Origin of the sequence: Thermocrinis jamiesonii (assembly GCF_000702425.1) — a bacterium.
Classification (GTDB): Bacteria; Aquificota; Aquificia; order Aquificales; family Aquificaceae; genus Thermocrinis; species Thermocrinis jamiesonii.
The window spans coordinates 184809-211205 of sequence record NZ_JNIE01000002.1 but is presented as its reverse complement, the minus strand read 5'-3'; the positions used below and the strand labels follow the sequence as shown (position 1 = coordinate 211205).

The 26397-nt window shown below is 42.9% G+C and carries 23 protein-coding genes, 1 tRNA gene and 1 pseudogene; 12 read left to right on the top strand and 13 right to left on the bottom strand.

The genetic code is table 11. The annotated features are described in order from the left end of the window. Positions 1-11: 11 nt before the first annotated feature. Both K217_RS07550 and K217_RS0101175 read right to left on the bottom strand, forming a co-directional pair. A pseudogene (locus K217_RS07550) lies at positions 12-953 on the bottom strand (amidohydrolase); the annotation flags it as partial. 186 nt (positions 954-1139) lie between these two features. Further along, positions 1140-2165, bottom strand: a complete 1026-nt coding sequence (locus tag K217_RS0101175; RefSeq protein ID WP_081820009.1) for a KpsF/GutQ family sugar-phosphate isomerase — start codon at positions 2163-2165, stop codon at positions 1140-1142. A gap of 270 nt (positions 2166-2435) precedes the next feature. Here K217_RS0101175 and K217_RS0101170 point away from each other — a divergent pair, with 270 nt between their 5' ends. From K217_RS0101170 to rpsB, 5 genes are all read left to right on the top strand, one after another. Then, positions 2436-3218 carry a cytochrome c oxidase subunit 3 gene (locus K217_RS0101170; RefSeq protein ID WP_029551309.1) on the top strand — a complete coding sequence of 261 codons (783 nt, stop codon included), beginning with the start codon at positions 2436-2438 and terminating at the stop codon, positions 3216-3218. Continuing rightward, positions 3215-3982 carry an SCO family protein gene (locus K217_RS0101165; RefSeq protein WP_029551308.1) on the top strand — a complete coding sequence of 256 codons (768 nt, stop codon included), beginning with the start codon at positions 3215-3217 and terminating at the stop codon, positions 3980-3982. Before K217_RS0101170 ends, K217_RS0101165 begins: the two co-directional genes overlap by 4 nt. Next, the gene (coxB, locus tag K217_RS0101160; RefSeq protein WP_029551307.1) at positions 3979-4734 is read left to right on the top strand and encodes a cytochrome c oxidase subunit II; all 756 of its coding nucleotides are present in this window, start codon (positions 3979-3981) and stop codon (positions 4732-4734) included. The genes K217_RS0101165 and coxB overlap by 4 nt, the downstream gene beginning before the upstream one ends. 13 nt (positions 4735-4747) lie before the next feature. Continuing rightward, complete coding sequence (locus K217_RS0101155) at positions 4748-6370, top strand: cytochrome c oxidase subunit I (RefSeq protein WP_029551306.1); 1623 nt, start codon at positions 4748-4750, stop codon at positions 6368-6370. A 290-nt stretch (positions 6371-6660) separates the two neighbouring features. Beyond that, complete coding sequence (gene rpsB / locus K217_RS0101145; protein WP_029551305.1) at positions 6661-7488, top strand: 30S ribosomal protein S2; 828 nt, start codon at positions 6661-6663, stop codon at positions 7486-7488. Here the strand turns inward: rpsB and K217_RS0101140 are convergent. The 7 genes from K217_RS0101140 to K217_RS0101105 all read right to left on the bottom strand — a co-directional run bounded on the left by K217_RS0101140 (position 7480) and on the right by K217_RS0101105 (position 16345). After that, positions 7480-8694: a molybdopterin molybdotransferase MoeA gene (locus tag K217_RS0101140; protein WP_029551304.1), complete on the bottom strand. Its 1215-nt coding sequence runs from the start codon at positions 8692-8694 to the stop codon at positions 7480-7482. The two genes, rpsB and K217_RS0101140, sit on opposite strands and share 9 nt — an antisense overlap. Continuing rightward, positions 8691-9980 carry a 3-isopropylmalate dehydratase large subunit gene (gene leuC / locus K217_RS0101135; protein WP_029551303.1) on the bottom strand — a complete coding sequence of 430 codons (1290 nt, stop codon included), beginning with the start codon at positions 9978-9980 and terminating at the stop codon, positions 8691-8693. Before leuC ends, K217_RS0101140 begins: the two co-directional genes overlap by 4 nt. Before the next feature lie 14 nt (positions 9981-9994). Then, positions 9995-11875 carry an ATP-dependent zinc metalloprotease FtsH gene (gene ftsH, locus K217_RS0101130; protein WP_029551302.1) on the bottom strand — a complete coding sequence of 627 codons (1881 nt, stop codon included), beginning with the start codon at positions 11873-11875 and terminating at the stop codon, positions 9995-9997. Positions 11876-12104: 229 nt separating this feature from the next. Then, the gene (locus K217_RS0101120) at positions 12105-14285 is read right to left on the bottom strand and encodes a lipoyl protein ligase domain-containing protein (RefSeq protein WP_029551301.1); all 2181 of its coding nucleotides are present in this window, start codon (positions 14283-14285) and stop codon (positions 12105-12107) included. A gap of 13 nt (positions 14286-14298) precedes the next feature. Further along, a complete protein-coding gene (locus tag K217_RS0101115; protein ID WP_029551300.1) occupies positions 14299-14727 on the bottom strand; it encodes a phosphatidylglycerophosphatase A family protein in 429 nt (142 codons plus the stop codon). After that, on the bottom strand, positions 14724-15575 hold the full coding sequence (locus K217_RS0101110; RefSeq protein WP_029551299.1) for a peptidylprolyl isomerase: 852 nt from the start codon (positions 15573-15575) through the stop codon (positions 14724-14726). The genes K217_RS0101115 and K217_RS0101110 overlap by 4 nt, the downstream gene beginning before the upstream one ends. Continuing rightward, positions 15518-16345, bottom strand: a complete 828-nt coding sequence (locus K217_RS0101105; protein ID WP_029551298.1) for a peptidyl-prolyl cis-trans isomerase — start codon at positions 16343-16345, stop codon at positions 15518-15520. The genes K217_RS0101110 and K217_RS0101105 overlap by 58 nt, the downstream gene beginning before the upstream one ends. A gap of 21 nt (positions 16346-16366) precedes the next feature. Here K217_RS0101105 and K217_RS0101100 point away from each other — a divergent pair. From K217_RS0101100 to clpX, 4 genes are all read left to right on the top strand, one after another. Continuing rightward, positions 16367-16449, top strand: a tRNA-Leu gene (locus tag K217_RS0101100). 19 nt (positions 16450-16468) lie between these two features. After that, on the top strand, positions 16469-17770 hold the full coding sequence (tig, locus tag K217_RS0101095) for a trigger factor (protein WP_029551297.1): 1302 nt from the start codon (positions 16469-16471) through the stop codon (positions 17768-17770). Beyond that, positions 17757-18353 (top strand): ATP-dependent Clp endopeptidase proteolytic subunit ClpP, encoded by a 597-nt coding sequence (clpP, locus tag K217_RS0101090; RefSeq protein ID WP_029551296.1) that lies wholly within the window; start codon positions 17757-17759, stop codon positions 18351-18353. The genes tig and clpP overlap by 14 nt, the downstream gene beginning before the upstream one ends. An 11-nt stretch (positions 18354-18364) precedes the next feature. After that, positions 18365-19609 carry an ATP-dependent Clp protease ATP-binding subunit ClpX gene (gene clpX / locus K217_RS0101085; RefSeq protein ID WP_029551295.1) on the top strand — a complete coding sequence of 415 codons (1245 nt, stop codon included), beginning with the start codon at positions 18365-18367 and terminating at the stop codon, positions 19607-19609. A 21-nt stretch (positions 19610-19630) separates the two neighbouring features. On the opposite strand, the gene K217_RS0101080 is transcribed toward clpX, so the two are convergent. From K217_RS0101080 to K217_RS0101070, 3 genes are all read right to left on the bottom strand, one after another. Then, positions 19631-20326 (bottom strand): IS200/IS605 family accessory protein TnpB-related protein, encoded by a 696-nt coding sequence (locus K217_RS0101080; RefSeq protein WP_231476978.1) that lies wholly within the window; start codon positions 20324-20326, stop codon positions 19631-19633. Positions 20327-20361: 35 nt separating this feature from the next. Continuing rightward, positions 20362-20553, bottom strand: coding sequence for a hypothetical protein (locus K217_RS0101075; RefSeq protein ID WP_155991089.1), 192 nt, complete (start codon positions 20551-20553; stop codon positions 20362-20364). Between the two features lie 164 nt (positions 20554-20717). Further along, positions 20718-21890: an MFS transporter gene (locus K217_RS0101070; protein WP_029551292.1), complete on the bottom strand. Its 1173-nt coding sequence runs from the start codon at positions 21888-21890 to the stop codon at positions 20718-20720. A gap of 25 nt (positions 21891-21915) precedes the next feature. On the opposite strand from K217_RS0101070, the gene K217_RS0101065 reads away from it, so the two are divergent. Genes K217_RS0101065 through K217_RS0101055 form a run of 3 tightly spaced genes read left to right on the top strand, consistent with a single transcriptional unit; the run spans position 21916 to position 25747 of the window. Next, the gene (locus K217_RS0101065; protein WP_029551291.1) at positions 21916-22755 is read left to right on the top strand and encodes an ATP phosphoribosyltransferase regulatory subunit; all 840 of its coding nucleotides are present in this window, start codon (positions 21916-21918) and stop codon (positions 22753-22755) included. An 8-nt stretch (positions 22756-22763) separates the two neighbouring features. Continuing rightward, positions 22764-23714: an acetyl-CoA carboxylase carboxyltransferase subunit alpha gene (locus tag K217_RS0101060; protein ID WP_029551290.1), complete on the top strand. Its 951-nt coding sequence runs from the start codon at positions 22764-22766 to the stop codon at positions 23712-23714. After that, the gene (locus K217_RS0101055; RefSeq protein WP_029551289.1) at positions 23711-25747 is read left to right on the top strand and encodes a DUF3536 domain-containing protein; all 2037 of its coding nucleotides are present in this window, start codon (positions 23711-23713) and stop codon (positions 25745-25747) included. The genes K217_RS0101060 and K217_RS0101055 overlap by 4 nt, the downstream gene beginning before the upstream one ends. Here the strand turns inward: K217_RS0101055 and rsmI are convergent. Further along, positions 25719-26396, bottom strand: a complete 678-nt coding sequence (gene rsmI / locus K217_RS0101050; protein WP_029551288.1) for a 16S rRNA (cytidine(1402)-2'-O)-methyltransferase — start codon at positions 26394-26396, stop codon at positions 25719-25721. The genes K217_RS0101055 and rsmI overlap by 29 nt on opposite strands. Between the last annotated feature and the right edge of the window lies 1 nt (position 26397).

Genomic DNA, 26397 nt, shown 5'->3' with positions numbered 1-26397 from the left:
TAAACCCACTGAGAGATAGGATCATAAAGAGGTTTCCAGTGGGGCGCGTCTGTGCTAACAAGGATAAAATCCGCATCGTATCCCGGCTCTATCTTCCCAGCCTTTATGCCAACCGCAGAAAAACCCATCTCAGTAGCTATTTGAAAAGCCTTAAGCGCATCGATTGCTTTTGCATTCAAGCTATACCCCTTTTGCAGTTTTGCCATAAGAGCCATCTCTTCGTGCATGTTCAAGTTATCATTAGAAGCGGGTCCGTCTGTGCCAAGGCAAACGTGAATTCCTCTTTTTATGTAATCCCACACGGGAGCAATGCCAGAGCCAAGCTTTAGGTTGCTCTCCGGACAGTGCAGGACTTTAACACCCCTTTCTTTTAGAACTTCCCTTTCTTCCTCTGTTGTCCATACCACGTGAGCGCACAAAAGCCTTTCGCTTAACAAGCCTAAGCTTTCCAAATGCATTACAGGAGTTTTGCCATACCGATCCTTTATGTTCTCTACTTCCTCCTTTGTTTCGGAAAGGTGGGTGTGGATGTAAAGGTTTTCAGACAGGGCCAGCTCTTGAACCTTCTCAAAGGTAGAAGGTCCGCAGGTGTAGGGTGCGTGAGGGCAAAGCACGGGAAAGACAAGGTCTTCATTTTTAAAAACCTTCACAAAATCCTTTGCCCTTTTTATGTACTCTTCCGGTGTTTTGGCTACCTTCGTAGGAAAGTCCAATATACCAAAGCCCAATCCTACCCTAACTCCAACCTGCTTTGCCACTTCCCCCACCACCTCTTCAAAGAAATACATATCCATAAACAAGGTAGTTCCGCTCCTTATTCCCTCTGCCAAAGCTATTAGAGTGCCATCCCTAACAAACTCCGGAGAAACGAACTCAGCTTCTAACTTCCAGATAACCTTCTGAAGCCAATCCATAAGTGGTAGATCCGCACCAAGCCCCCTTAACAGTGTCATGGGTAAGTGGGTGTGCATGTTAGCAAAGGATGGTAAAAGCAGTTTTCCGTTGGCTTTTATCACGTTTTTAGCTTCTCTGTTTTCCTCACCAACGTATGCTATCTTGCCGTCCTTTACACCTATGTTTAGCCTTTTGCCCCTTTGAACTACGAATGCATCCTCTACCAAAAGGTCTAACATAAAAAGTTAGTATATCACGCCAGCCCTAAGAATATCGTGCATATGAATGATACCTATGGGCTTTCTGTTTTCGTCTGTGATAATCAAAACGGTAATCTTGTAATCTTCCATTCTTCTTAGGGCTTCTGCTGCAAGTTCATCCATCTTGGCGGTTTTTGGATCTTTGGTCATTACATCCTTGGCAAGACTGTTATTTAGGTCACCTCCTCTGTTTATAAATCTCCTTAAATCTCCGTCGGTGATGATACCGCACAGCTTTCCCTCCTCATCCACTACTGCGACAGCCCCAAACCCTTTGCTCGTAATCTCAACTATGACCTTCCCCATGGGATCGGTGTATTTTACTATAGGCACTTCCTCTCCGGTGTGACACAGCTCTCTGACAAGTTTTAGCTTTCTTCCGAGAGCCCCTGCAGGATGTCTGCAAGCAAAGTCTTTTTCCGTAAAACCTCTAAGTTCCAAAAGAACCATAGCTAACGCATGTCCAAGCACCAAAGAAGCAGTGGCGGAGGTGGTGGGAGCCAGATTTAGAGGACAGGCTTCTCTTTCTACTCCCAAAAGCAGATGGACATCTGAATGTTTGGCTAAGGTGGAGTTTTTATTGTTTGTGATAGCTATCAGCTTAGCACCTATGAGTTTTATGTAAGGAAGAAGGGCTATCACCTCTTCAGACTCTCCACTGTTGGATATGGCAACTACCACATCCCTGCCTTCCACAACTCCAAGGTCTCCGTGAAGCGCCTCCGATGGATGTAAATAGTGGGCAGGTGTGCCGGTGGACGAAAGTGTAGAAGCGATCTTTTGCGCTATGTGTCCAGATTTACCTATGCCCGTGGTTATAACTTTACCTTCGCAGTTGAGTATAAGCTCTACCGCTTTCACAAAGGATTGGTCTAGATTTTCCGAAAGATTTACAAGCCCTTTTATCTCCTCCTCTATAACCCTTTTAGCCTTTGCGATAATTTCTTCACTTGGGACGTCTCCCAAACCTTTAAAAGGAGTGACCTTCTCCTCACCTTTTTCCTTAATCATACTTATCCAAACCTACCCATTTGGGTTTTGTTAAGCGAAATGCTGTGTTTAACATGTAAATAAATATAACAGTTTGAGTAGAAAATCAAGGAACAGCTGGAAGCCCTGACTGCTTGGTTTTCGAGGATTTTTCGCAGTGTTTCTGCGTGGAAGTTTAAAATAGTAATTTTCATGATTTAAATCATATTAGCATCATGTGAAAGTCTTTTATACTAAACTAACTGTTGAAAGTTTTTACACTAAGCTAAGAGGTTTGAAAGGAGGAGTAAAATGGCACAGCACGAGGTGCACCACCACCTTGGAGAGCATGAGTATAGCTTTTGGCCCTTACCTATGGGACTAGCAATTCTTCTGCTCCCTGTAACCTTTGTGTCTTACTTTGTGTGGCAAAAGCCCATGCTTGCCCTAATTTTGGGAGGGATATCATTGGTGCTATTCGTCCTGTCTTTGGCTGGCTGGGCCTATGAGTTTTATAAAAAGGGACATGAAGAAGGTTTAGGCTTCCCCGCTATGATTTTCTTCATAGTTTCTGAAATAGTTATATTCGGCACTATGTTTGCAGCTTTCTACATGGCAAGGGTAGCCCATGCGGACAAATGGCCTGAGTGGGTTCCCAAGGAAATGAACCTAATAATGCCGGTCATACTAACCCTTATCCTTTGGACTTCCAGCGGCACTGCAATAATAGCAGAGAAAGCTATAGCTTCTGGAAAAAGATTTTTATCTACGCTTTTCTTCCTAATAACTATAGCCTTAGGTTTGATTTTCGCAATTTTGCACATATATGAGTGGATTCACCTTTGGCACGGTGGCTTTACCATAAGCTCAAACATGTATGGTACAGGCTTTTATGCTCTTACAGGCATACACACATCACATATATTCGTGGGTATATTCATGCAATTGGTTGCCATAGCTCTAATACTAACAAACCAAATATCTCATCATAAGGGACACACTTACATTAGAGCCACTGTTCTTTACTGGCACTTTGTAGACCTTATGTGGCTTTTGGTAGCAAGCAGTGCCTATCTGGTGGGTAGCTTGGTATGAAGCTTATCTTTCTTGTGCTTCTTCCTCTTTTAGCTATGGCTTACAGGATATCCAATTACGGCGAGCAGGATTTGTCAGTCGTGAAAATTAAAGAGGAGCTATACTTGGGTAAAACGATACCTGACGCAAAGGTTAAAACTCTAACGGGAGACGTAAGTCTGAAAGAGTTTATAAACCAAAAACCCGCAGCCCTGATCTTTGCTTACTATACTTGCGAAACCGCTTGTCCTCTCACTGTTCAGAACGTGAAAAAATTAGTTCGCTCAGAATACAAAGATTACAGATTTGTGGTCTTATCCTTTGACGAAAGGGATAGTCTGGAGACTCTTAAGTTATTTGTAGAGAAAAACTTCGGTAATCATGTCCCTAAAAATTGGTTGGTAGGTCTTCTTTCAAAGGAAGATATAAAAAAGCTCACAGAAGCTACAGGCTACAAGTTTTATTACATACCCAGGGACAAAATCTTTATACACACTTCTGCAATAATCTTTATTTCGCCTTCTGGCAAAATAACCAGATACCTTTATGGAGCTTTTCCTACAGAAAAAGACCTCAAACTTGCATTCATAGAAGCTCAAAAAGAACAGCCTAAGCTTAATAATATAATTGACTTGGCTTTACTTGCGTGCTACAGATACGATAGTACAAGGAGCAAGTATGTAATAGATCCCATGTTTATCTTTGCAAGTTTAGGAATAGGTGCAGTGCTTGCAACGCTTGCTATAGGTTTATTTTATAAACCAAAAAAGGAGGTTTTAAGATGAGGCGCGCCATGTTAGGTTTGCTTGGTGGATTTAGTCTAAGCTTTGCCGAACCTCTTGCAGAGCCAGCCCAATTGTGGGACAAGATGTACTACATATGGCTCGCCATATCTGTGGTAATATACCTGGTGGTGTTCATACCAGGGGCTTACTTTTTAGTTAAGTACAGATATAAAAAAGGTTCAAACGAAGAAGCACAGCACGTTCATGAAAACCCTATGCTTGAAGTCCTTTGGACCATAATCCCTGTGATAATAGTTATATACCTTGCGACGCAAAGCTTTGCCTTTTATAAGACTCAAAGGACTGCCCCAGAAGGAGCTTTTGAAATAAAGGTAACGGGTTTTATGTGGGGTTGGTCCTTTGAATACCCTAATGGAAAGCAGGTTTATGCTTTCTTTAACATGTTTGAAGATCCAGAAACAAAGTCTTACCTTCCTTTTGACAAAATACCGGATATGGCAAAAGCTTACATACCTGCAGGAGTCCCTATAAAGGTTCTTCTTACCTCTCAGGATGTAATTCATTCCTTCTACGTCCATCCTGCCAAGGTAACTGAGGATGCAGTTCCCGGAAGGATAACTCACATGTGGTTTAAGATCAACCAACCTGGAGAGTATTGGGTCTTTTGTAGGGAATACTGCGGAACCAAGCACTCCAAAATGGCTGCTGTGCTAAAAGTTGTTCCAAAGGAAGAGTTTGAAAAGTGGTATGGTGAAGCTATAGATAACAAACAAGTATCATTAAATAAATAAAGGAGGTGTAGCCATGGCGGTAGTAGGCGTACACAAACCGTGGTTTGGAGCCAGTGTAAAAGAGTGGATCTTCACCACAGACCACAAAAAGATAGGAGTAATGTACGGTATAACCAGCCTTATATTTTTCTTGATTGCGGGCATATCCGCCTTGGGCATAAGGCTTGAGCTTTTCCAACCTGGTCTGCAGTACGTGGATGAGGATCACTACAACCAACTTTTAACTTTGCACGGAGTTTTGATGCAGTTTTGGTGGGCTGTGGGTATATGGGGATCCTTTGGTAACTTCTTGCTTCCGCTCATGATAGGTGCAAGAGATGTAGCTTTTCCAAGATTAAATGCTCTTAGCTATTGGCTATTCTTTTCTGCAAGCGTTATGGCGCTTCTTACCCTTCTGCCCGGAAGCCAAATAAGGATGATGTGGACTGGTTATCCACCCTTTTCTCTTAACGACAACGCAGGTCCCGTAGCCTTTTACGCCTTAATCATACACCTTCTTGGAGCATCTTCTTTGGCCTCTGCCATAAACTTGGTAGTTACAAACCTCAGCATGAGGGCTCCGGGTATAAGCCTTAAAAAGATGAACCTATTCCTTCACTCCTTCTTGGCTATGAACGTGATACAGATCCTTGGTGTACCAGCCCTTGCGGGTGCAGTGACCATGCTACTTTTGGACAAGTATTTCCACACCGCCTTTTTTGACCCAGCAAGAGGAGGAGACCCAGTTCTTTATCAGAATCTATTTTGGTTCTACTCCCACCCAGTTGTGTATGTTATGATTTTGCCAGCCTTCGGTTTAATCTCGGAGATGATAGCTACCTTCTCAAGGAGGGAAATATTTGGAAGGACTTCTATGATCTTTGCTATATGGGGTATAGCCATACTTGGATTTATGGTATGGATCCATCACATGTTCACCAGCGGTGTGCCAGATTGGATAAGGATCTTGTTCTCCTACACCACAGTGCTTATAGGCGTGCCCACTGGTATTAAGATCTTCAACTGGATAGGCACACTATACAAAGGTTCTATAAGGTTTACCACACCCATGCTTTATACACTTTCTGCCATATTCATGTTCTTGATAGGTGGTCTTACCGGAATACCTTTGGGTCTGCCAGCTTTTGACATAGGTATCCATGACTCTCACTTTGTGGTAGCTCACTTCCACTACGTTTTAGGTATGGCTCTAACCCTTGCGGTTTTTGGTGGATTCCACTATTGGTTCCCCAAGCTAACTGGCAAGATGTATAGTGAATTTTGGGGCAAAGTGGGGCTCGTGTTGATCATGATAGGTTCTAACATCTTTTATTTCCTTCAGTTTATAGTAGGTCTTGAGGGTATGCCAAGGAGGTATGCGGACTACCCAGCCATAGAAAGTTGGATAGTGCTTCACCATTGGCAAACCTTTGGTGCTTTTATTCTTGCAATTGGTATAGCTATAGCAATTCTTAACCTGATCCTATCTGCAAAGTTCGGAAAGAAGGCACCCGACAATCCTTGGGAATCTCCCTCTCTGGAATGGCTCATTCCCTCTCCACCCCCTCCTCACAACTTTGACAAAATACCTCACATGCCAGCGGACTGGGATCCTTACAACTATGAATGGCTCAAAAAGCACAAGGGCAACTATTAAACCTTCGGGGGGTGCTCCCCCGGTTCTGTTTGATAATCTATGAAATGGAAGTTAGCTATAGCCCTGATGTTATTAATCTTAGCTTCTTTTCTATTTGGGCTTTGGTTCTACAGTGATCCTCAAGTTAGGAAAGAGCGGATAGATGAATATAAGGAGAAGATCCTCAAAAAGGAGAGGCGATTTTGGAGTCAGTAAATTATGTGGTATAATGTTTTTTAAACCGCACCTTTTCCGCTTGGGTTGCCCGAAAGGGTGATGGAAAAGGGTGGCAAAACCCAAGGAGGTAGAGCATGAGTGTAGCTACTATGAATGAGCTTTTGGAAGCAGGTGTCCATTTTGGACACAGCAAGGGTAGATGGAACCCAAAAATGGCTCCCTTTTTATATGGAGTCAGGCAAGGCATACACATAATAGACCTAAACAAAACTTTGGTCTATCTTAGGCAAGCCTATCACTTTGTGGCGGACAGCGTAGCTCAGGGTGCAGAGGTGCTTTTTGTGGGCACAAAAAAGCAGGCAAAGGACATCATAAAAGAAGAGGCAGAAAGGTGTGGGGCTCATTATGTAAACGAAAGGTGGGTAGGAGGATTGCTTACAAACTTTAGAACTGTCAGAAAAAGCATTCTAAAACTTAAGACCTTAGAGAGAATGGAAGCGGAAGGAGTCTTTGATGTTTTGCCCAAAAAAGAGGTTAGAGCTCTCAGAAAGAAAATGGAAAGGCTTCGCAAACTCTACGGGGGCATACTAAACATGGAAAGGCTACCAGATATCCTCTGGGTAGTGGATACCGTAAGGGAACATATAGCGGTCTTAGAAGCAAAGAAGTTGGGCATAACTGTGGTAGCCATTGCAGACTCTAACTGCGATCCAGACCTAATAGACTATCCAATTCCCGGCAACGACGATGCTATTAAATCTATAAAGCTTTTAACTTCAAAGATAGCTGATGCGGTCTTGGAAGGAAAGATGAGAAGAGAGTCTTTGGGCGAAGAAGTTGCAGAAGTAACCAAGAAGAGAATTATCACCATTGCAGAAGAAGAAAAGGCTCTCTTTGAGAAGGCTATGGAGATGTCTGAAAAATACGAATACATAGACAAAGGGGCGGAAGAGTTAGAATAATATAAGCTCCACCTCTTCCCCCTCTTTTATTTCTTTAACTCCTTCTTTTACCACAAGGTAGCAGTTGGCACCAACGTAAGAAGTTAGCATATGGGATTGAAGCTTTTGGGAAAAATCACAGACAAGGCTATCGCCTTCCCACCAATAAACCGCCCTAACGAACTCTCTTCTTTCTGCATCTCTTCTGTAAAAATCTCTCTTTATCTTTGCCTTGAAAGTTTTGGGAAGATATTCTTTTGCCCCTTGCATCTTCAGAAGGGCTGGTTTAACCAAAAGGTCAAAGGCAATAGCGCAAGAAACTGGATTTCCGGGTATGCCAAAGAAAAGACCTTTTCCACCATTGTATGTGCCAAAGAGAATAGGCTTGGCTGGTTTTATCCTAACTTTGTGAAACTTTACATCTACTCCCAGCTCACTGACTAAGGTTTTTACGTAATCCTTTTCACCCATAGACACTCCGCCGGTGGTTATAAAGACATCATATTCCCCTATCTGGGAAAGCACGTTTTTAAGCTTTTCTGGATCATCCTCCACGATACCAAGATGGTAAGCAATACCTCCAGCGGAGAGCACTCCAGCCAAAAGAGTGTAGTTGTTGGATGTTCTTATCTGGGATGGCTTAGTTATGGGTTCTCCTATGTCCTTTATCTCGTCTCCGGTGGAGAGAATGGCTACCCTTGGCTTTCTTGAAACTTCTACGTTTATCTTGTTCAAAGAAGCCAAGATCCCTACCTCGTAGTGCCTGATTATGGTTCCCTTTTCCAACACCACATCACCAGCCTTTAGTTCTTCCCCCCTTCGCCTTATGTTTGCCCCCTCTTTCAAGGAGGTTTTTATAAAGACCATTCCGTTTTTCGTCTCTGTATATTCCACGGGTATCACCGTATCTGCTCCCTCCGGAATTGGTGCGCCAGTAAATATTTTCACTGCTGTGCCTCTTTCCACCTTAAAAGACCCTTCTCCTCCCGCGGGCATCTCTCCTATCACCTTTAAGGATATGGGAGACTTTTCCGTTGCTTCCTTTATATCCTCCCATCTAACTGCATACCCATCCATTGCGGAGTTGTCAAAGGAAGGTCTATCTTCTTGGGAAACCACGTCTTCTGCAAGAACTCTGTTTAGTGCATCCACTATAAAAACCTTTTCGGAAGGCAAGCTTCTACAGAAGGATAAGACTATATCCAGTGCTTCCTCGTAGGGCATCATGCCAGAGCCTCTTCCAGCTCTTTTAGGCTCACCAGCTCTTCTGGATGGGCTATCCTTCCCATTACTGCACTTGCTGCCACCACTGCAGGGTTAGCAAGGTATGCTTCGCTCTTTGGATGTCCCATCCTTCCGGGAAAGTTCCTGTTGGAAGTAGATATGCATCTTTCCCCTTCTGCCAATATCCCCATATGACCCCCAAGGCATGGACCGCACGTAGAAACAGAGACTACACATCCTGCTTCTAAGAAAACGTCAATAAGACCTTCCCTCAATGCTTGCATATAAACCTTCTTGGAAGCAGGGATCACTATGCATCTGACGTAGGGATGGACCTTTCTACCTTTTAGGATCTTTGCGGCAATGCGTAGGTCCTCTATTCTTCCGTTGGTGCAAGAGCCTATAAAGGCTTGGTCTATGGATATATGAGTGGATTCGCTAACAGGATGGACGTTGGAGGGAAGATAGGGCCAAGCTACCAAAGGTTCTAACTTGCCAGCGTCCCACTCGTAAATTTCTGCGTATTCTGCATCTTTATCGCTTTCATAGACCTTCCATGGCTTTTTGGCTCTTTGGGATACATACTCTATGGTCTTTTCGTCTGGTGCTATTATGCCGTTCTTTGCTCCAGCCTCTACCGCCATGTTGGTAATGGTAAAGCGCTGGTCCATAGAAAGACTCTTTATAGCTTCTCCTTCAAACTCCATAGCTTTGTAGAGGGCTCCGTCCACTCCAATTTGTCCTATGGTGTAAAGGATCAGGTCCTTTCCCATAACCCAAGGCGCTGGCTTTCCATAAAAGATAAACTTCATGGACTGCGGAACCCTAAGCCAAGTTTCCCCCGTTGCCATAGCATAAGCGATGTCCGTAGAACCCATACCGGTGGAAAAGGCTCCAAGGGCACCGTAGGTGCAAGTGTGAGAGTCTGCCCCCACCACCAAGTCTCCGGGAACTACCAAACCTTCTTCGGGCAAAATGGTATGCTCTATACCCTCCCCTTCTTGGAAAAACCACTTTATACCGTGCTTTTTGGCAAAATCTCTGACGATCTTTGCCTGTTCTGCAGACTTTATGTCCTTTGCGGGCACAAAGTGGGATAGAACCAAAGCGATCTTTTCAGGGTCAAAAACCTTATCTATCCCGTACTTTTCTAAAATCTTTATAGCCAAGGGAGCTGTTACATCGTTTGCCATAGCTAAGTCAATCTTTACATTTACAAGCTCCCCAGCCTTCACTTCTTTTTTACCCGCATGATCCGCAATGATCTTCTCTGTAATTGTCATACCCATAGCACACCTCCTTCTTACACTGTAATTTTTTCTTCTTGCTTACTTTCTTCTTTCTTAAACTCCTCTTTCTTGCACTCGTTCTTTACCTCAACGCCGTAAAGCCTTAGGACCTCTATAAACTCTTCGCAGGATATGGTTTCCTTTTCAAGCAATCTTTTAACCACAGCCCTAATAGGTTCTTTGTAAGTTTCTATTATACTCTTTGCCATGTTGTATGCCTCTGTAAGTATGCACTTTACCTCTTCGTCTATTTCCCTTTTTAGCGCTTCGCTTATGTCTATGGATGTGGTCATGCCTCCCAAGAAGGGATTGACTACCCTTCTTACCGCCACCGGACCTACGTTTTCGCTCATACCCCACATGGAAACCATCCTATAAGCTAATTCTGTTGCCCTCTGCAGGTCATTTTCCGCACCTGTGGTTATGCCTTCTTTACCGTAAAACACTTCTTCTGCTGCTCTTCCCCCAAATAGAACCACAAGCCTTCCCATAAGGTCCTGTTTGTCATACATGTGTTTGTCGTCTATGGGCAGTTGTTGGGTAACTCCAAGGGCCATTCCCCTTGGGATAATAGAAACCTTGTGTAGGGCGTCCGAACCTGGCACCATCAAGCTCATTATGGCATGTCCTGCTTCGTGATAGGCTATTTTTTCTTTTTCCTTTGGAGATATAACCATACCTTTTCTTTCCAAACCCATCGTGATCCTGTCTATTGCCTCCTCTATGTCCTCCATCTCTATAGCGTCCTTTCCTTTTCTTGCAGCAAGGAGCGCAGCTTCGTTTAAGACATTTTCAAGGTCTGCACCGTTAAACCCAGGCGTAGCCCTTGCTACGATCTCAAGGTCTACGTTGGGAGCAAGCTTTTTGTTTCTTGCATGCACCTTTAGTATCTCATACCTTCCCTTTACGTCGGGCTTTGGAATGAAGATCTGTCTGTCAAACCTTCCGGGTCTTAAGAGGGCTGGGTCTAAGATGTCCGGTCTGTTTGTGGCAGCTATGACGATTATACCTTCTGAAGTGTCAAAGCCGTCCATCTCTACCAAAAGCTGGTTTAGAGTTTGTTCTCTTTCGTCGTGCCCCCCACCTATGTTGAATGCACCCCTTGACCTTCCCACTGCGTCTATCTCGTCTATGAATATGATGCAAGGTGCGTGCTTTTTGGCAGTTTCAAACAGGTCCCTTACCCTTGCCGCACCCACACCTACGAACATCTCCACAAAGTCTGAACCAGAAACAGATATAAAAGGCACATGAGCCTCCCCTGCTATTGCCTTTGCCAAAAGGGTTTTTCCAACGCCCGGCTCTCCATAAAGAAGCACACCCTTAGGTGGTCTTCCCCCAAGCCTTTGAAACCTAACAGGATCCTTCAAATATTCTATGATTTCCTTTACCTCCTCCTTTACCTCGTCCATTCCAGCTACATCGTTTAGCGTTACCTTTGGCTTTTCGTCAATATAGACCTTTGCCCTACTTTTCCCAAAGCTGAAAGCTCCCCTTGCTCCACCTCCACCTCCACCGCTTACCTGCCTCATCATGTAAATCCATATACCTATGAAGAGCAGTATGGGTAGCCAAGAGATCAAAAAGGTGAGCCACCAACCACCATGCTCTTGGACCGCCACCTCTACCCTAACGCCTTTATCTATCAATTTGCCAACTATGTCTGTCCCAGGTGGCAAGCCCGTTTCAACCTTCTGACCCTCTGTAGTTATACCTACCAAAGTATTGTCTTTTATCTTGACCTCTTTGAGCTTGCCCTCCTCTGCCAGTTCAAGTATGGTATTTATCGGAGTTTTAACTGCAGACTCTCTGTTTGACGAACTAAACACGTTAAAAGCGAGGATCATAAAACCAATTATTAAAATCCAGGTGAATAAGTTTTTCATCCACTGCATTACTTTCCTCCTAAAAAAATTAAGATAGTGTGAGCTTTACACTTTTCAAGCTATTTCCACTCTGTTTTTACCCAGACGTTTTGCCTCGTAAAGTGCCTGATCTGCCCTTCTGAGCATATATTCTAGGGCTTACCTTCAAGGGTGAGTGTGCATGGAACATTTGTCCATGCGGAAAGGAACTCTATGAGCAAGACCTCAAAGGGCAGTTTGTTTAAAAGTTCCAGGTCATTCATAGGAGTTCTAATAGCTTAGCGAGTTTGCTTTCGTCTGTAAAGCTTGTGGAAAGGTGTGCTTCTGGATGTCCGTAAAGACCGCAAAGTGTTACTACTTTGGTCTTTGTGTGCTTTTTGAGAAGTCTTATTACAAAGTCCGTTCTATAACAATGCACTCCCACAAGCACGGTAAGGTCGTTTTTGTCGTGAAGGATCGTCTCGTGGGGATTCGGTGGGTCCATTTCCAAAGAAGGGTCATACTTTTTTAGTTTGGGCCTGTAGTCTGGAAGAACCTTCACCTGAAATTTTTTAACCTTTTGGATCAGCTTTTTTATCGCTTGGGCTTTCTTTCTTAGCTCCTCTTCTTGCCAGTCCCAAAAGAGCAAGGGCCCTACAACAAGGGTGGGATTTTGGGACCTTTCTATCCACTGGGCTAACTCTTCAAGGGCTTGTTCGTAACTGACCGCTTTACCTTCTATGGTCGCTTCTCCTAAGAATACTTCCTTTTGGACGGCGGTTCTTGTTCTGTCTTCCTGTGGAGATGGCACCGCCTTTGGCTTTTTGTAGTATGGTGGGATAAACTCAGAAAAGTAGGGAGAAAAATCAAATTTTGGACTTTCTTTCCTTTGAACTTGTGGCAGATCTTCTTTTATAGCCAAGGACTTTTCTAAGGTGTCCTTTATTAGGTCCAGCTCTACGGTAAATTCTCCGTGGTATGCCTTTTCCTCTTCTTCTACTCCCAAGCTGTAGCAGGTTGTCCCTACAATATCAAATAGCACTCCCTTTGCACCCTCTTTGCTTGCCTTTTGGAAGATCTCGTATCGTTTTTCGTAAAACTCATAACAGCAGTGGCCTATGTAGGTGTATCCGTTTTCTGCACACCACTTGAGGGTATCTCTCAGAAGCTCAAAGGAGGTGATGGTTATTGGGATCATGCCCTTTTGGTAGGCAAGCCTGTAGGCATCTCCAACAGTGCATCCCCCACACTCTCCACAATCGTCTAAGTGTCTGTAGTCACACCAACGGGGCTTGGCACAATAAGGCAAGAGCATAACCTTTGCGTTCTTTATGTTTTCTATTAGCCCCCCTCCTATACTGCCTATTATTTGATTAAAGTTTTTTTTTCCTATACCAAGTTCAACCCCCTCTATCTTCCTTAGTGGAAACAAGACCGCCTCAACTATATCGTCCACGGTAAGGTTCAAACCTTCCCACTCCTTGTTTTTGAAAAACTCCCTGATCCTTCTTTCTACGTCCGAAAGGTGGGTGTGCTTTAAGTATGCTTCAAGGTCATATATTAGTCTTTTTGGATTTACAAAGAAGTCTCCGTTTATGATGATCTGCTCCAGGACCTTGCGCTCTGGATCTACCTTTGCAGAGACCCTAAAAGTTCCACCAAGACAGCGGTATATACCAAAAAGAAACTCTGGGTCAGAAGAAGACTTCTTAACCTCATAAACCCACTCTGGGCTTTTGTAGTATTCTTTTCTTTGTTCTAAAAGCTTCTTTTCCTCTTCTGTTAGTTCTCCCCACTCAAACTCAATACCCAGTTCTTCTGAAAGACCTTCCAGTATGGCAGAAAAGACCTCCTCCTTTTCCGGAAGCTTTCCCAAGTATCTTTTTACCCACTCCACTCTGTCCTCTGCAGACTTTATACCCTTTGAGGTTAGCTTTTCCACGGGAATCTGCAAAGACTTTAGCATACGCTCCACGTTAAAGTCCATCAAAATAGTTCCTTGATAAAGAAAGGCATTGCCTTCAAAAACTCCACCGGTGCCCGATATTTTTCTACCCTCCACCTCTATGTCGTTCCTTGGTCTAAATTGGGCTGGTATGCCAAGCTTTTGGAGTCCCTTTGCTACTGCGGTGCATATCTTTGCGGTGATCTCCTCAAAGCTTAGGTTTCCAAAGTCTCTTCTGTCCGCTATTACCTCCCATCCTATTTGGGTTTCGTCAAAGTATATGGCACCGCCCCCCGTTATCCTTCTACCCACCTCTATGCCTTCCCTTTGGGTGTATTCAAGTCTAACTTCTTGTTCTACGGACTGATGATAACCTATTAGGACGCACTCGGGCTTAAACTGCAAAAACCTTATGGTATTTGGGATTTTTCCCTCAGACCTTAGCTCAAGCATAATCTGGTCAAGGGCTATGTTCTCGTGCTGTGGCCTTTGGCCTGTATATAAAACCCTCCACATTATTTGCACCTCCTTAAAGTATTAAGTAAAGTATAAAACCAGTCAGTAATCCTGCAATGACATCGTCCGCCACCACTCCGTGTCCCTTGGGCAATCTTTCAAAAAGACTTATGGGAAAGGGCTTTAAGATATCCAAAACTCTAAAGACCAAAAAGGCAAGAACGATCATTTTTAAAGTGGGCTCAATCCAGAGAAAGGAAAAGAAATAGCCCACTATCTCGTCTATCACCACGCTTTCTGGGTCTTTTTCTCTGGTTAGCTCTAACATATACTCTGCACTTTTTACAGCCAAAAGGTAAAGGGGAATACCCAAGAGCAAGACAAGCCACCACTTAAAGCCAAAAAGGTATGCCAAAGGCACACCTAAAAGGGTTCCCACCGTCCCAGGTCCATATTTGAACCTTCCAAGGTAAAAGCCTGTGGCGATCAGCTCCCAGTTCATTGCACCACCTTTATAAAGCTCCTTTTCCTAAGGTTTTCTATTAGCTCCTTCTTTCTCTCCTCCAGCTTTTTTAGCAGGATCTCTTCCCTTAACTCTTCAATAGACTTGCCTTTGTATTCTTCTCTGATCTCAGAAACCCTTGCGATGTATATGTGATCTTTGTCTTCTGCAAAGACCAGATCTCCCACCTTTGCATTCCACACCTCTTTGTCAAGGCTATCCACCAACATCCCCCTTTCAACAGACAACCTTTCAGGGTTAAGCCCAAGAAGTTTGGCTATCTCCTCAAAGTCCCTTGTCTTTTCCAGTATGCTTAGCACCTTCTGCCCATCCTCCTTTTCTACAGTGATTACATCCACAACCCTTTTCACAACCACCTCTCCAGCTTTGTATTTTTCCAAAGCAAGCTCTACAGAAGAAACATCAACCTCCCTTATTAAAATCGCATATATACCCTGACTAAAGATCATTTCACGTCTTAGGAACTCCTTTAAGTCTTTAAGAGTAAGACCTTCAGTTTCCAGCTCTTTTTGGAGTTCTTCCAAACTCATATTGTTAAACTGGGCTAGTCTGAGTATGTTTTGGTCCAAGATCTCTTCTTGAACGCTGAGTCCTTTCCCCTGCACAAACTGGTTTATCAGCCACACATCCAAAAGTCTTGATAGGACTTCCTGCTTGTTTGCGGAGTTGTAAAAGAGCATTCCAAGCTTTAAATCGCTTTCCAAGATTGCTTCGCCATTGACAGATGCAACAACCCTATCAAAGAGTCTTCCCGCAAAGGAAAATGTTACTAAAGTTGCGAAAAGTAAAATTCCACACGATACTTTTTTAATGTGTTCTCCAACCATTCCTTTAAAACCTCCTGCCTTTTTTCCCTTATAAGCTTAGCCCTAACCATGGATTTGGCTTCCTCCAAAGGTATAATGCCCTCGTTTCTCCGTCCAACAACTCTGAATATTACATAACCCGCTTCGGTTTGAATGGGCTTGGAAATGGTTCCGATATGATAGGGACTGAGTTGTTTGCGAAGCGCTTCTGGCAAAGCTTGTATGGAATACCACATAGTCTCACCCTTTCTCAATCCCTTAATGTCTTCCAAAAACTCAATGCCTTTTGAAAGCCGATAATAGGCTTCGTTGGCGCTATCAAGACTATCCGCGACAAAGCGTTCAAGCCCAACCTGAGCAGGCATCTTAAAGTCCCTAAGGTTTAAATAATAGTAAGCTATTATCTGATTTTCATTTACTTGCACACCACCCACCAATCTATCAAGGATCTTGTCTATCAACAGCTCTGTTTTTATAAATTCGCGCACCACCCTGCTTAAGTTCTTAGAGCCTATGTTTCTTTCTATATACTCTTCTAATTCTCTTTTACCTGCAGTAATGCCCATCTTTTTGGCTTCCTGTTGTATGATTTTTGCCCTTACAAGCTCCACCAAAAAGTTCTGAACGTCAAACTTTGTAGCTCTTGCTATTGGAAGGTGAAGGATCTCCCTCCAGTAGGATTGGAAAAGTGAATAGACCTCGTCCCTTTCTATTGTTTCAGAACCTATTCTTGCCACTACGGAAGCCCAAGAAAGACTTACAAGCAGAAGGGTAACAAAAAACCCGAACATGATATAATTTTACACCTTAAAGCGGGTGTGGCGGAATTGGCAGACGCGCAGGACTTAGGATCCTGTGGGCTTAGCCCGTGAGGGTTCGAGTCCCTCCACCCGCATTACTAAAAGGAGGTTTTCATGAAGGTTAGCTTAGAGGAAAGGGAAGGACTTTTTAAGAGCCTTAAAGTAGAGGTCGAAGGACAAATAGTAAAGGAAAGTTTAGAGGAAGTTTATAACCAACTTATTCAAAATGTAGAATTGGAAGGTTTTAGGAGAGGAAAGGCTCCCCTATGGCTTATAAAGGCAAGGTATAGGGACTACATAAGGGAAGAGGTGGGAAAAAAGGTAGCAGACGCAACATTACAAAAAGCAATAGAAGAAAGCAATCTTAAACCGGTGGCTGACATATACTTGGAAGAAGTGGAGCTTGATGAGAAGGAAAATAAGTTAGCTTACAGAGTTGTTTTTGAAGTTCCACCTTCCTTTGAACTTAAGCTGGAAGAGATTGAGAACTTACAGGTTGAAGTGCCAAAGATTGAATTTAAAGAGGAGATGGTTCAGGAAGAGATAAATAGGCTTAGAGATCAGCATGCCCTGTGGGAGCCAGTAGAAAGGGAAATCAAAGAGGGAGACATGGTAGTCATCCAATACAATGTCCAGGATTTAGAAAGCGGAGAAACTTCGGAAGGGGAAACCACGGTTATAGTGGGTCAGAAGTTTTTGAGGGAAGAAATAGAAAGAGAGCTGTTGAACAAAAAGGAGGGAGATGAGATAACCATAGATAGCGTGGATCTGTTTGATGCGGAGGGAAAGGTGGTAGGTAAGGCAAAGGTTAAGATACAGATAAAAGCAGTAAAGGAGAAAGTGCTTCCGGAAGCTAACGACGACTTTGCAAAAGAACTTGGCTTTGGAGAAACTTGGAAAGAAGCGGAGGAAAAGATAAGGGATCTTATAAAGAGTCGCCTTGAAGATTACAAAGAGCGTGTGCGGGAAGGTGCTGTTGTAAAAAAGTTGTTAGAGCTTCATGAGTTTGAAGTTCCTCAAACCCTTCTTAGAAGGGAGCTGGGCTTTTTGGTAGATGCCAGGCTAAAAGAACTTGCCTCTTTGGGTATAGACACAAAATACTTAGACGTGCAAGGAATAGCAAAAGAACTGTTGCCTCAAGCAGTTGCAAACATAAAACTTAGTTATATTTTGGATAAATACGCTCAGGTAAAGAACTTGGAAGTTTCTCCAGAGGAATTGGAAAGCGAATACGCTAAGCTGGCTTCCTTACGCGGTGTGGAGGTAGATAAAGTAAAGGCGGAAATACAATCCAGCGGTTTAGAAGGCGCCATAGTAAAGGACATCTTAAGAACCAAAGCTCTAAAAGACATAATAAATAAAGTAGTTTTCGTAGAAGTTGAAACTAAGGAGGAAAAGGAAAATGAGAATACTTGACCAACTTGTGCCTATAGTTATAGAACAAACGCCGAGGGGAGAAAGGGCTTACGACATATACTCAAGGCTTTTGCAGGATAGAATCGTTCTACTTGGATATCCAATAGATGATCACGTAGCTAACCTTATAGTTGCCCAGCTTCTTTTCTTGGAAGCGCAGGACCCCGAAAAGGACATATACATGTACATAAACAGTCCAGGAGGTTCTGTCACCGCAGGTATGGCTATATACGATACTATGCAATACATAAAGCCCGATGTGGTAACCATATGCATAGGACAGGCTGCATCTATGGGCGCGGTGCTTTTGGCAGCGGGGACAAAGGGTAAAAGGTATGCCCTTCCCCATGCAAGGATAATGATCCATCAACCCTTAGGTGGAATAACCGGTCAGGCGACGGACATAATAATCCATGCGGAGGAAATAAAGAGGATAAAGAACATGCTAAATGAGATACTTGCTTTCCACACAGGACAGCCCTTAGAAAAGATAGAGAAAGATGTGGAAAGGGACTACTTTATGTCTGCCCAAGAGGCGGTAGAATACGGCATAGTTGATAAGGTTATCACAAAGAGAACTTAGGAGGCTCTGTTTTGAGTAAGGTTTATAAAAAACAAGAGCACAGATGTTCTTTTTGCGGTAGGACGCAGAGCGAAGTTCTTGTGCTTATAGCAGGTCCCAACGATACTTTCATATGTGACAGGTGCGTAGAAACTTGCAATGCAATCATAAGGGAGCAAAAAAGTCAGTTGGCAAAAACTGAAATTAGGGAAATTCCAAAGCCAGAGGAAATAAAGGCCATCTTAGATCAGTATGTGATAGGTCAAGAAAGGGCAAAGAAGATTCTTTCTGTTGCAGTTTATAACCATTACAAAAGAATAAGAATGAAAGAGCTTGGCATGAAGTTGGATGACGTAGAAATAGAAAAGAGTAATATACTTATGATAGGTCCTACCGGTTCTGGAAAAACCTTGCTGGCAAAAACCTTAGCAAAGATCCTAAACGTTCCCTTTGCCATAGCGGATGCTACGAGTCTTACGGAAGCAGGATATGTAGGCGAGGATGTGGAAAATGTGCTAACGCGCCTTTTGCAAAACTGTGGTTATGATGTAAAGCTGGCGCAGAAGGGTATAGTGTATATAGACGAGATAGACAAAATAGCCAAAAAGTCTGGCATAAACCCTTCCATAACCAGGGACGTTTCGGGAGAGGGCGTTCAGCAGGCACTCCTAAAGATCGTGGAGGGGACTGTAGCAAACGTGCCCCCTCAGGGTGGAAGAAAGCATCCCCATCAAGAATTTATACAGGTAGATACAACGGACATTCTCTTTATATGCGGTGGTGCCTTTGTGGGATTGGAGGACATAATAAAGCGCAGGCTCGGCAAATCAACAGTAGGTTTTGAATCAGCCATAGGTAAGTATAACCTTGAGGGAAATGTGCTTTCTTATGTGGAGCCGGATGACCTTATCCACTTTGGTATGATCCCTGAGTTTGTGGGAAGGTTTCCTGTTATTGCTGTCCTTGATGAGCTTACAGAAGATGAGCTGGTTAGGGTATTAGTGGAGCCTAAAAATGCTTTGGTAAAGCAGTACAAAAAGCTTTTTGAAATGGAAGGCGTAGAGCTTGAAATAACAGAAGAAGCTTTAAGGGAAATAGCGAAGGAGTCTATAAGGAGAAAAACAGGTGCCCGTGGGCTAAGAGCCATAATGGAAGAGATAATGACGGATGTTATGTTTGAAATTCCATCAAAAAAAGGTTTAAAGAAAGTTTTAGTAGATGAAGAGACTGTGAAGAATAATACTAAGCCTAAATACATCTTCAAAGAAGCAGTTTGAGAGGTTGTTCAAAAAAATCTCTCATTGGGACGTCCCCCCAACCTCTAAGGGAACTGACCTTCTCCTCACCCTGTCCCACAGAGCTTCCACCAGTAAGGGCGGAAGAGGGGAAAGGTCCCTCGACATAACCTTTCCAAGAACAGGGAAGAGGAAGGCTACCTTCAGAACTTGCCAAGCACTTTGAGAGACTTTTTTAGTCTCTCCCCGCTTGGGATTCCTTCCGTTGACGGCCTCACAGAAACTCGGCTCGTCCTGAAGGCTTTTAAGTTTTTCTAAAAGCAAACCTTTTGCTTTCTGAACTTGTTTTAGCTCAGAGTTTATGGCATTTCTTTTGTATTGGTTTGTCTCTTTCTTTAGTTGTTCCTTTAACTCCTCTTCCTTTTCCGTGTAGGTGTAAATGGCATACTCTAAGTATTCCCTGTATGAAAGAAGTTTTAGATAGTTCTCAGGAACTTCTTCTTTAAAACCTAATGCCCTTCTTCCTATCACGTAAGTTCCTGCTATGTCTTTGTCTATCCCAAACTGTGGTGCATATTTTAGTGCTCCTATAACAGAAGTGAAAGCGGGATTTACCTTGATAACTTCTAATCCACTTAGCTTTGCAGTTCTTTCAATCTTTGAAAGCAAGCTCTTAAAGTTCCAATGATGTAGTCTCTTTCTTAGCTTAGCTTTCCCATCCCCACGATAACCACGATTGACTTTCTTTAAGTTTTCTATAGCTATAGCTTTTCCTTTCTCTTTTGCTATTTCTACTATTCTATGTATTTGGTAGGTAGGTCAGGAAACAGTTGTCTTAGATTTTGGTATATTTGGCTATGGGAGTTTTTGTCTTTCAGTAGTTTATAAGCTGACCTTATGGCTGATGATTGCTTACGCATTAATTCCAAAAGCTTTTTTCTGTCTGAACTGTTCAACTGAAGTTTAAACTGCACGCTTACATACATCAGGTTTTTATTATAACTACTCAGCACTGCCTGAAGGATTTTTCGGACAGCCTCAGCTTGATCTTTGGAGGAGAAAAAAGACACACTACCTGAAAATAAAAAGAAACTACAATGCGATGCTTTACGAGCTAATTTATTTGGTTAGCGAAATTCCTAAGGTAGATTCAGAACCTTAGAGCTTTTAGCCACAGATAGGCAACAATAAACCAAAGGGCTGAAAATAGCATGCCAAAGGACGTAAAAAGAAAAGTATCATGCTTTATAGTCAATCCACCAAGCAGTCCCCCAAAAAATGCTCCCAAGAATTGCAAAGTGTTGAAAAATCCCAAAGATAAACCCTTTAAGTCCCTATGGGTTAGCTTAGTAAGAAGGGAAGGGATTATGGGCTCCAAAAGGTGAAAGCCTATTAAAAACAAAACGAGTAGAATAATTGCTCCATATAGGGAATTTAAAATTTGGTAGATCAGAAAGCCAAAACCTATTAGAGCAACACCTAGCAGAAAAACTTCTCCAAATCTTTTTTTTCTTTCTGCAAAAACCACAGCGGGAACCATAAGAATTAGGGATAAAATCAGCGCTGGAACGTAGATCTTCCAATGCTCCACCTTTGGCATACCGTATTCATAAACCAACCTGTAGGGTATGACGGTAAAAATGGCTACAAGAAAGGCATGCAAAACCGCAACCGAAAAGTTTAAAAAAATTTGATTCTTATCCATGAGGATAATGACAAAGTTCTTCATAGACGGTTCTATCTCCCTGCGATGATTCTTTGGTTCTGGAATAAAGAGGGCTAAATATACAGTAGCCAACAGGCTTAGGAAGGCGGTAAGGAAAAACAGCGTAGGCACACCTACCATTCCTGCAATAACGGGGGCAAAGACCAAGCTAAAGGTGAAAACAAGACTAATGGACGATCCGATTACCGCAAAAGCGCTGGTTCTTACTTCCTCTCTGGTTAAGTCTGAAGAGAGGGCAATCATAGCAGAAGAAACTGCTCCAAAACCCTGAACAAATCTTGCCATCACCATAACCCATATGTTTTTAGCCAAACCCCCAAGCAAACTCCCCAAGATGTAGGTTATCATCCCAAAGATTATCACCCGCTTTCTTCCGACCTTGTCTGAAAGATAGCCAAAGGGTATTTGGAAAATAGCTTGCGCAAAGCCGTATATGCCTATCGCAAGGCCTATCAAAAAGGGTGTGGAATCTTCGAGGCTTCTCAGATAGGGAGAAAGGACGGGTAGCAACAAAAAAAGCCCAAGCATTCTGGCAGACACCGCAAAGGAAATGCCTAAGATTACTTTTTTCTCTTCCTTTGTGAGGTTTTTAAGCATTAAGTTAATAGTATAAAATAGCCTTATGCTTATTCCGGAAGGGGAGAGATTTTTCAACTTTGAAGATTCAAAAAAGCTCAAGGACACCTTCGTAAAAGCTTGCGAGCTATTTAGAGATTACAACTTTATACAGCTTCCCACGTTGGAGGTTTATCATCCGCAGGATGCTAAACTTTACAAACCTTTTCTTATATGCACGCAGTCTGACGGAAGTTATTTAGCTCTTAGGTCAGACTGGACCATAAGTTTAACGAGATTTCTCAACAGTCTTAGAAAGGTAGATCTTCCCCTCAAGGTTTTTTATTGGGGACCGGTTTTTTCTCCAAAGGAGTTGGAAGGGTTTCAGATGGGAATAGAGTTGGTAGGTTTTGGATTTCCAGAAGGGGAGTATGAAGTCATAAGCAGGTTGGTGGAGTATCTTCTCAGCTTAGGGCTTAAAGATCTATCCATTATTTTGGGACACATGGGTATAGTAAAAAAGCTTTGCAGGAGTGAAGAGGACAAAGAAAGGCTAAGGAAGAAGAGCTTTTTTGGACTGAAGGAAGAGGACAGTATGTATCACCTTCTGAAGGCTTACGGAGGAAGTGAAGTTTTGGGGGAGTTTTCAAAAAAGTTTCCCGAGTTTTCTGCCGAATGTGAAGAGCTAAGGCGCTTAGGAGAGCTTTTAAAGGATTGCAAAGCTAAGGTTTTCTATGACCTTTCGGAGATAAGAACGCAGGAATACTACACAGGTATAGTTTTTGAGATCTTTCATCCAGAGGTGGGATATCCAATTGCGGGAGGGGGAAGATACGACAATCTTTTTCTACAGTCAAAGGCTGTAGGGGGAGCGGTGTATTTAGAAGCCCTTTTGGAAGTTTTATAATTTTTGTAATGTTTTTAGAATTTGAAAAAGAACTTGCAGAATTAAACGAAAAGATCATCCAACTTAGAAAGCTATATCACCTGGGAGAAAAGGACAAAGAGGAAGAGCTCAGAAGACTTCAAAGAGCTTTTAAGAAAAAAAGCGAAGAAATTTATGCTAAGTTAGGCCCATGGGAGAAGGTTTTGTTGGCAAGGCATCCGCAGAGGCCTCACACGTTGGACTACATAAAGCTTATCTTCAAAGATTTTATAGAACTTCACGGAGACAGGAAGTTTGGTGATGATAAAGCCATAGTAGCCGGTTTTGCTTATTTGGATGACGTGCCAGTGGCGGTTATCGGACACGAAAAGGGAAGGACTACAAAGGAGAAGATGGAAAGAAACTTTGGCATGCCACATCCAGAAGGTTACAGAAAAGCAATAAGAATAGCCAAGCTTGCCGAGCACTACTGCTTGCCCGTTATTACCTTCATAGATACGCCTGGTGCTTACCCGGGCATAGGTGCGGAGGAGAGGGGTCAGTCGGAAGCCATTGCAGAAAGCCTTTACACCTTTGGATACTTAAAGGTTCCGGTGCTGGCGGTGGTTATTGGTGAAGGAGGTTCGGGAGGGGCATTGGCTTTGGGTGTCGCAAATGTAGTTTTAATGCTGGAAAATTCCATATACTCTGTCATATCCCCTGAAGGTTGTGCAGCCATTCTTTGGAAGGATCAGTCCAAAGTAAAGGAAGCATCCAAAGCCCTAAGGCTAACCGCAAAGGATCTTCTTGAGCTTGGAGTTATAGACGGAATTATTCGGGAGCCATTGGGTGCAGCCCATTGGGACTACGCAAGGACTGCAAGGGTTCTCAAATACTGCATAAGGAAGCACTTAAGGGAACTTATAAAGCTAAGCCCTGAAGATCTTGTAAAAAGAAGAATTGAAAAATTTGAGCGTATAGGCTTCTTCTTGGAATCATGAAAAATCTCATAATTCACGCTCACTTTTACCAGCCCCTTAGGGAAAATCCATACCTTGGTGAAATACCATTGGAAGAATCTGCCTTTCCTTTTGAAAATTGGAACGAGAGAATATACAGGGAGTGCTATTTACCTGTAGCCTATGCCCACTACAGAGAAGGAACCATTACAAAGGACATAATAAACTGCTATAGTCATCTCAGTTTCAACATTGGATGGACGCTCTTAAACTGGATAGAGAAGTTCCATCCAGAGCTTGTAGAAAAAATAAGAGAGGGAAGTTCCCATGCCCTGGCTACCTCTTTCAATCATACCATCCTTCCTTTAGATCCGCCGGAAGACAGGGAGGTGCAAATATTTTGGGGCATAAGAGCTTACGAAAAGTTTTTTGGTAGAAAGCCAAAAGGTTTTTGGCTTCCCGAATTGGCGGTGGATGATCTAACCCTTGAGATCCTAAAAAAATACCACATAGAGTTCATAGTGCTTGCACCCCATCAGGTTTCCGCCAAGGGAAACTATTTGAGGATCAATGGGTTGGCGGTTTTTGTTTACAACGGAGAGCTTTCCCACGGAGTATCCTTTGGAGATTTGCTTTGGGACGCGGAAAAGCTTTTCGCATTAATGACACACAAAGGAGAACTTACAGTTATAGCGACAGACGGCGAAACCTTTGGTCACCACAAAAAGTTCGCAGAGCTTGCCCTTGCATATTTGTTTAAAAAGTACTCCAAAAGCTTTACTACCGCAGAGGAATACTATAGGTCCCACAAGCCCGTAGAGGAAGGAAAACTCATTCCTTATACCTCTTGGAGCTGTGCTCATGGAGTAGAAAGGTGGCGATCGGACTGTGGATGTAGCACGGGAGGACTACCAGGTTGGCATCAAAAGTGGAGAAAGCCCTTAAGGGAGGGTTTAGAGGCCATAAGGTCTGCGGTCAAAGAAAAGGCTTACAACCTCTTGGAAAAATACCTTACTGACCCAAAAGTAGCCTTCTTGCACTACGTGGAAGTCATATTAGAAGATTACTCTAAAAAGTCAAAAGATAACTATTTAAGAAATCACGCAAGGAGAAGCTTGTCAAAGGAAGAAAGAACACAGGTATTTAAAGCACTGCATTCGCTTGCTCTTATGCAATTTGCCTTTTCTTCAGACGGTTGGTTCTTTGCAGACATTTCTGGCATAGAAACTGTAAAAAATCTTTTGTATGCCAAAAGGGCAATAGACCTTATGGAACTGAGGCAAGCAGAGGATGTTCTTAAGCAGCATCTGGCGGAAGCACCAAGCAATCTTATAGAATACGGAAATGGTTTGGGCGTTTGGAATAGCTTAGTAAAAGCTCAGGTTTATATACCCTGTGATATAGCACATACCGCTCTGTTTTTGTCCCTGTCCGATGTGAAAAAGACAAAGGACAGAATAGGCTTTTGGGACTTTACCGTAAAAGACAAAAAAGAAAAGTTTTTGGTAGTCTTGAAGGATAAAATTACGGAACAGGAATTTTCTTTTGAATTTGGCTGGGAAGAGTTGCGCTTAGAAAAAGTCCCCCCAAAGTATTTGGAAAGGGTGTTGGATCGTTGGATAGAAACATTTGAAGACAGCTATTTAAACTTTGTCTCGGATCACATCTACATTTTGGAAGAGATAAATTTTTATGCTAAGTCAATTAAACTGCTGAAAGACGTAAGAACTCACTTAGGACTGCTTTTTAAGCTTAAGTTGAAAAAACTGCTGAACGAAAACGCAGGCGTAGAAAGCGTAAAATCAATACTACAAAGGGCAGAAGAGCTCGGTTTAGAATTGGACATACACGAGTTAAAAGACGCCTTTGTAAGATTCTGTCTTAAAAAGCTGGACAAAGAGGAAGAGTTTTTGGAAACAGTAAAGCTAATAAAGGAATACAACAGAAAGGTGGGAAAGTTTGAGCTTATGATAGACCTTTGGGAGGTTCAAAATAAGGTTTGGGAAAGGAGAAAGAACATAAAGGACAGGAGAATTTTTGACGCTCTTAATCTTCAACCAGATGCCACAGAATGACTATTTCGCCCTTTACCTCTCCCCTTTTGTTTAGTTCATCCAGCACCTCCACCACCCTTCCTCTTATGTATTCTTCATGAACTTTGGTAAGCTCTCTGGCTACGCATACGGTTGTGTTATCTCCATAGACCTCCTTTATGGCTTCCAAGCTCTTTATTAGCCTGTTGGGAGATTCAAAGGCAATTATGGTGCTATCTTTGTAGCGTCTTAGTTCTTCCAGAAAGTTGTTCAACCCTTTCTTGGGTAAGAACCCTACGAAGGTAAAACGATCGGTAGGCATGCCAGAGCCTACCAACGCACAGATTACCGCACTGGGACCTGGGATTACCTCTACTGGTATGCCTTTTTCAATGCACGCCCTTATGAGCTTGTATCCTGGGTCGGAGATAGAGGGTGTGCCTGCGTCAGTAACCAAAGCTACGTCTTCCTTCTCCAAAAGCTTGAGTATCTTAGGCACCTGAACGCTTTCCTTTGGCTCGTAATAAGAAAGCAACTTTTTTCCCTCTATCTTGTAGTGATTGAGCAGTATTAAGGTTCTGCGTGTATCTTCGCATGCTATGAAATTTACAGACTGGAGAACTTCCAAAGCCCTCAGCGTTATGTCCTTTAGGTTTCCAATAGGTGTGCTAACGACGTAAAGTTTCCCCATT

Bases quoted from the DNA above. Each gene is read 5' to 3' on its own strand.
- K217_RS0101115 (WP_029551300.1), bottom strand. From the start codon at position 14,727: ATGAACTGGGAGCTGATCGCCACAGGCTTTTACCTTGGAAGGTTCAAA.
- coxB (WP_029551307.1), top strand. From the start codon at position 3,979: ATGAGGCGCGCCATGTTAGGTTTGCTTGGTGGATTTAGTCTAAGCTTT.
- K217_RS0101165 (WP_029551308.1), top strand. From the start codon at position 3,215: ATGAAGCTTATCTTTCTTGTGCTTCTTCCTCTTTTAGCTATGGCTTAC.
- K217_RS0101070 (WP_029551292.1), bottom strand. From the start codon at position 21,890: ATGCTTAAAAACCTCACAAAGGAAGAGAAAAAAGTAATCTTAGGCATT.
- K217_RS0101120 (WP_029551301.1), bottom strand. From the start codon at position 14,285: ATGTGGAGGGTTTTATATACAGGCCAAAGGCCACAGCACGAGAACATA.
- K217_RS0101155 (WP_029551306.1), top strand. From the start codon at position 4,748: ATGGCGGTAGTAGGCGTACACAAACCGTGGTTTGGAGCCAGTGTAAAA.
- K217_RS0101110 (WP_029551299.1), bottom strand. From the start codon at position 15,575: ATGGTTGGAGAACACATTAAAAAAGTATCGTGTGGAATTTTACTTTTC.
- K217_RS0101060 (WP_029551290.1), top strand. From the start codon at position 22,764: ATGTTTTTAGAATTTGAAAAAGAACTTGCAGAATTAAACGAAAAGATC.
- K217_RS0101170 (WP_029551309.1), top strand. From the start codon at position 2,436: ATGGCACAGCACGAGGTGCACCACCACCTTGGAGAGCATGAGTATAGC.
- ftsH (WP_029551302.1), bottom strand. From the start codon at position 11,875: ATGCAGTGGATGAAAAACTTATTCACCTGGATTTTAATAATTGGTTTT.
- tig (WP_029551297.1), top strand. From the start codon at position 16,469: ATGAAGGTTAGCTTAGAGGAAAGGGAAGGACTTTTTAAGAGCCTTAAA.
- K217_RS0101140 (WP_029551304.1), bottom strand. From the start codon at position 8,694: ATGATGCCCTACGAGGAAGCACTGGATATAGTCTTATCCTTCTGTAGA.
- K217_RS0101055 (WP_029551289.1), top strand. From the start codon at position 23,711: ATGAAAAATCTCATAATTCACGCTCACTTTTACCAGCCCCTTAGGGAA.
- K217_RS0101105 (WP_029551298.1), bottom strand. From the start codon at position 16,345: ATGTTCGGGTTTTTTGTTACCCTTCTGCTTGTAAGTCTTTCTTGGGCT.
- clpP (WP_029551296.1), top strand. From the start codon at position 17,757: ATGAGAATACTTGACCAACTTGTGCCTATAGTTATAGAACAAACGCCG.
- rsmI (WP_029551288.1), bottom strand. From the start codon at position 26,396: ATGGGGAAACTTTACGTCGTTAGCACACCTATTGGAAACCTAAAGGAC.
- leuC (WP_029551303.1), bottom strand. From the start codon at position 9,980: ATGGGTATGACAATTACAGAGAAGATCATTGCGGATCATGCGGGTAAA.
- K217_RS0101075 (WP_155991089.1), bottom strand. From the start codon at position 20,553: ATGTATGTAAGCGTGCAGTTTAAACTTCAGTTGAACAGTTCAGACAGA.
- rpsB (WP_029551305.1), top strand. From the start codon at position 6,661: ATGAGTGTAGCTACTATGAATGAGCTTTTGGAAGCAGGTGTCCATTTT.
- K217_RS0101065 (WP_029551291.1), top strand. From the start codon at position 21,916: ATGCTTATTCCGGAAGGGGAGAGATTTTTCAACTTTGAAGATTCAAAA.
- K217_RS0101175 (WP_081820009.1), bottom strand. From the start codon at position 2,165: ATGATTAAGGAAAAAGGTGAGGAGAAGGTCACTCCTTTTAAAGGTTTG.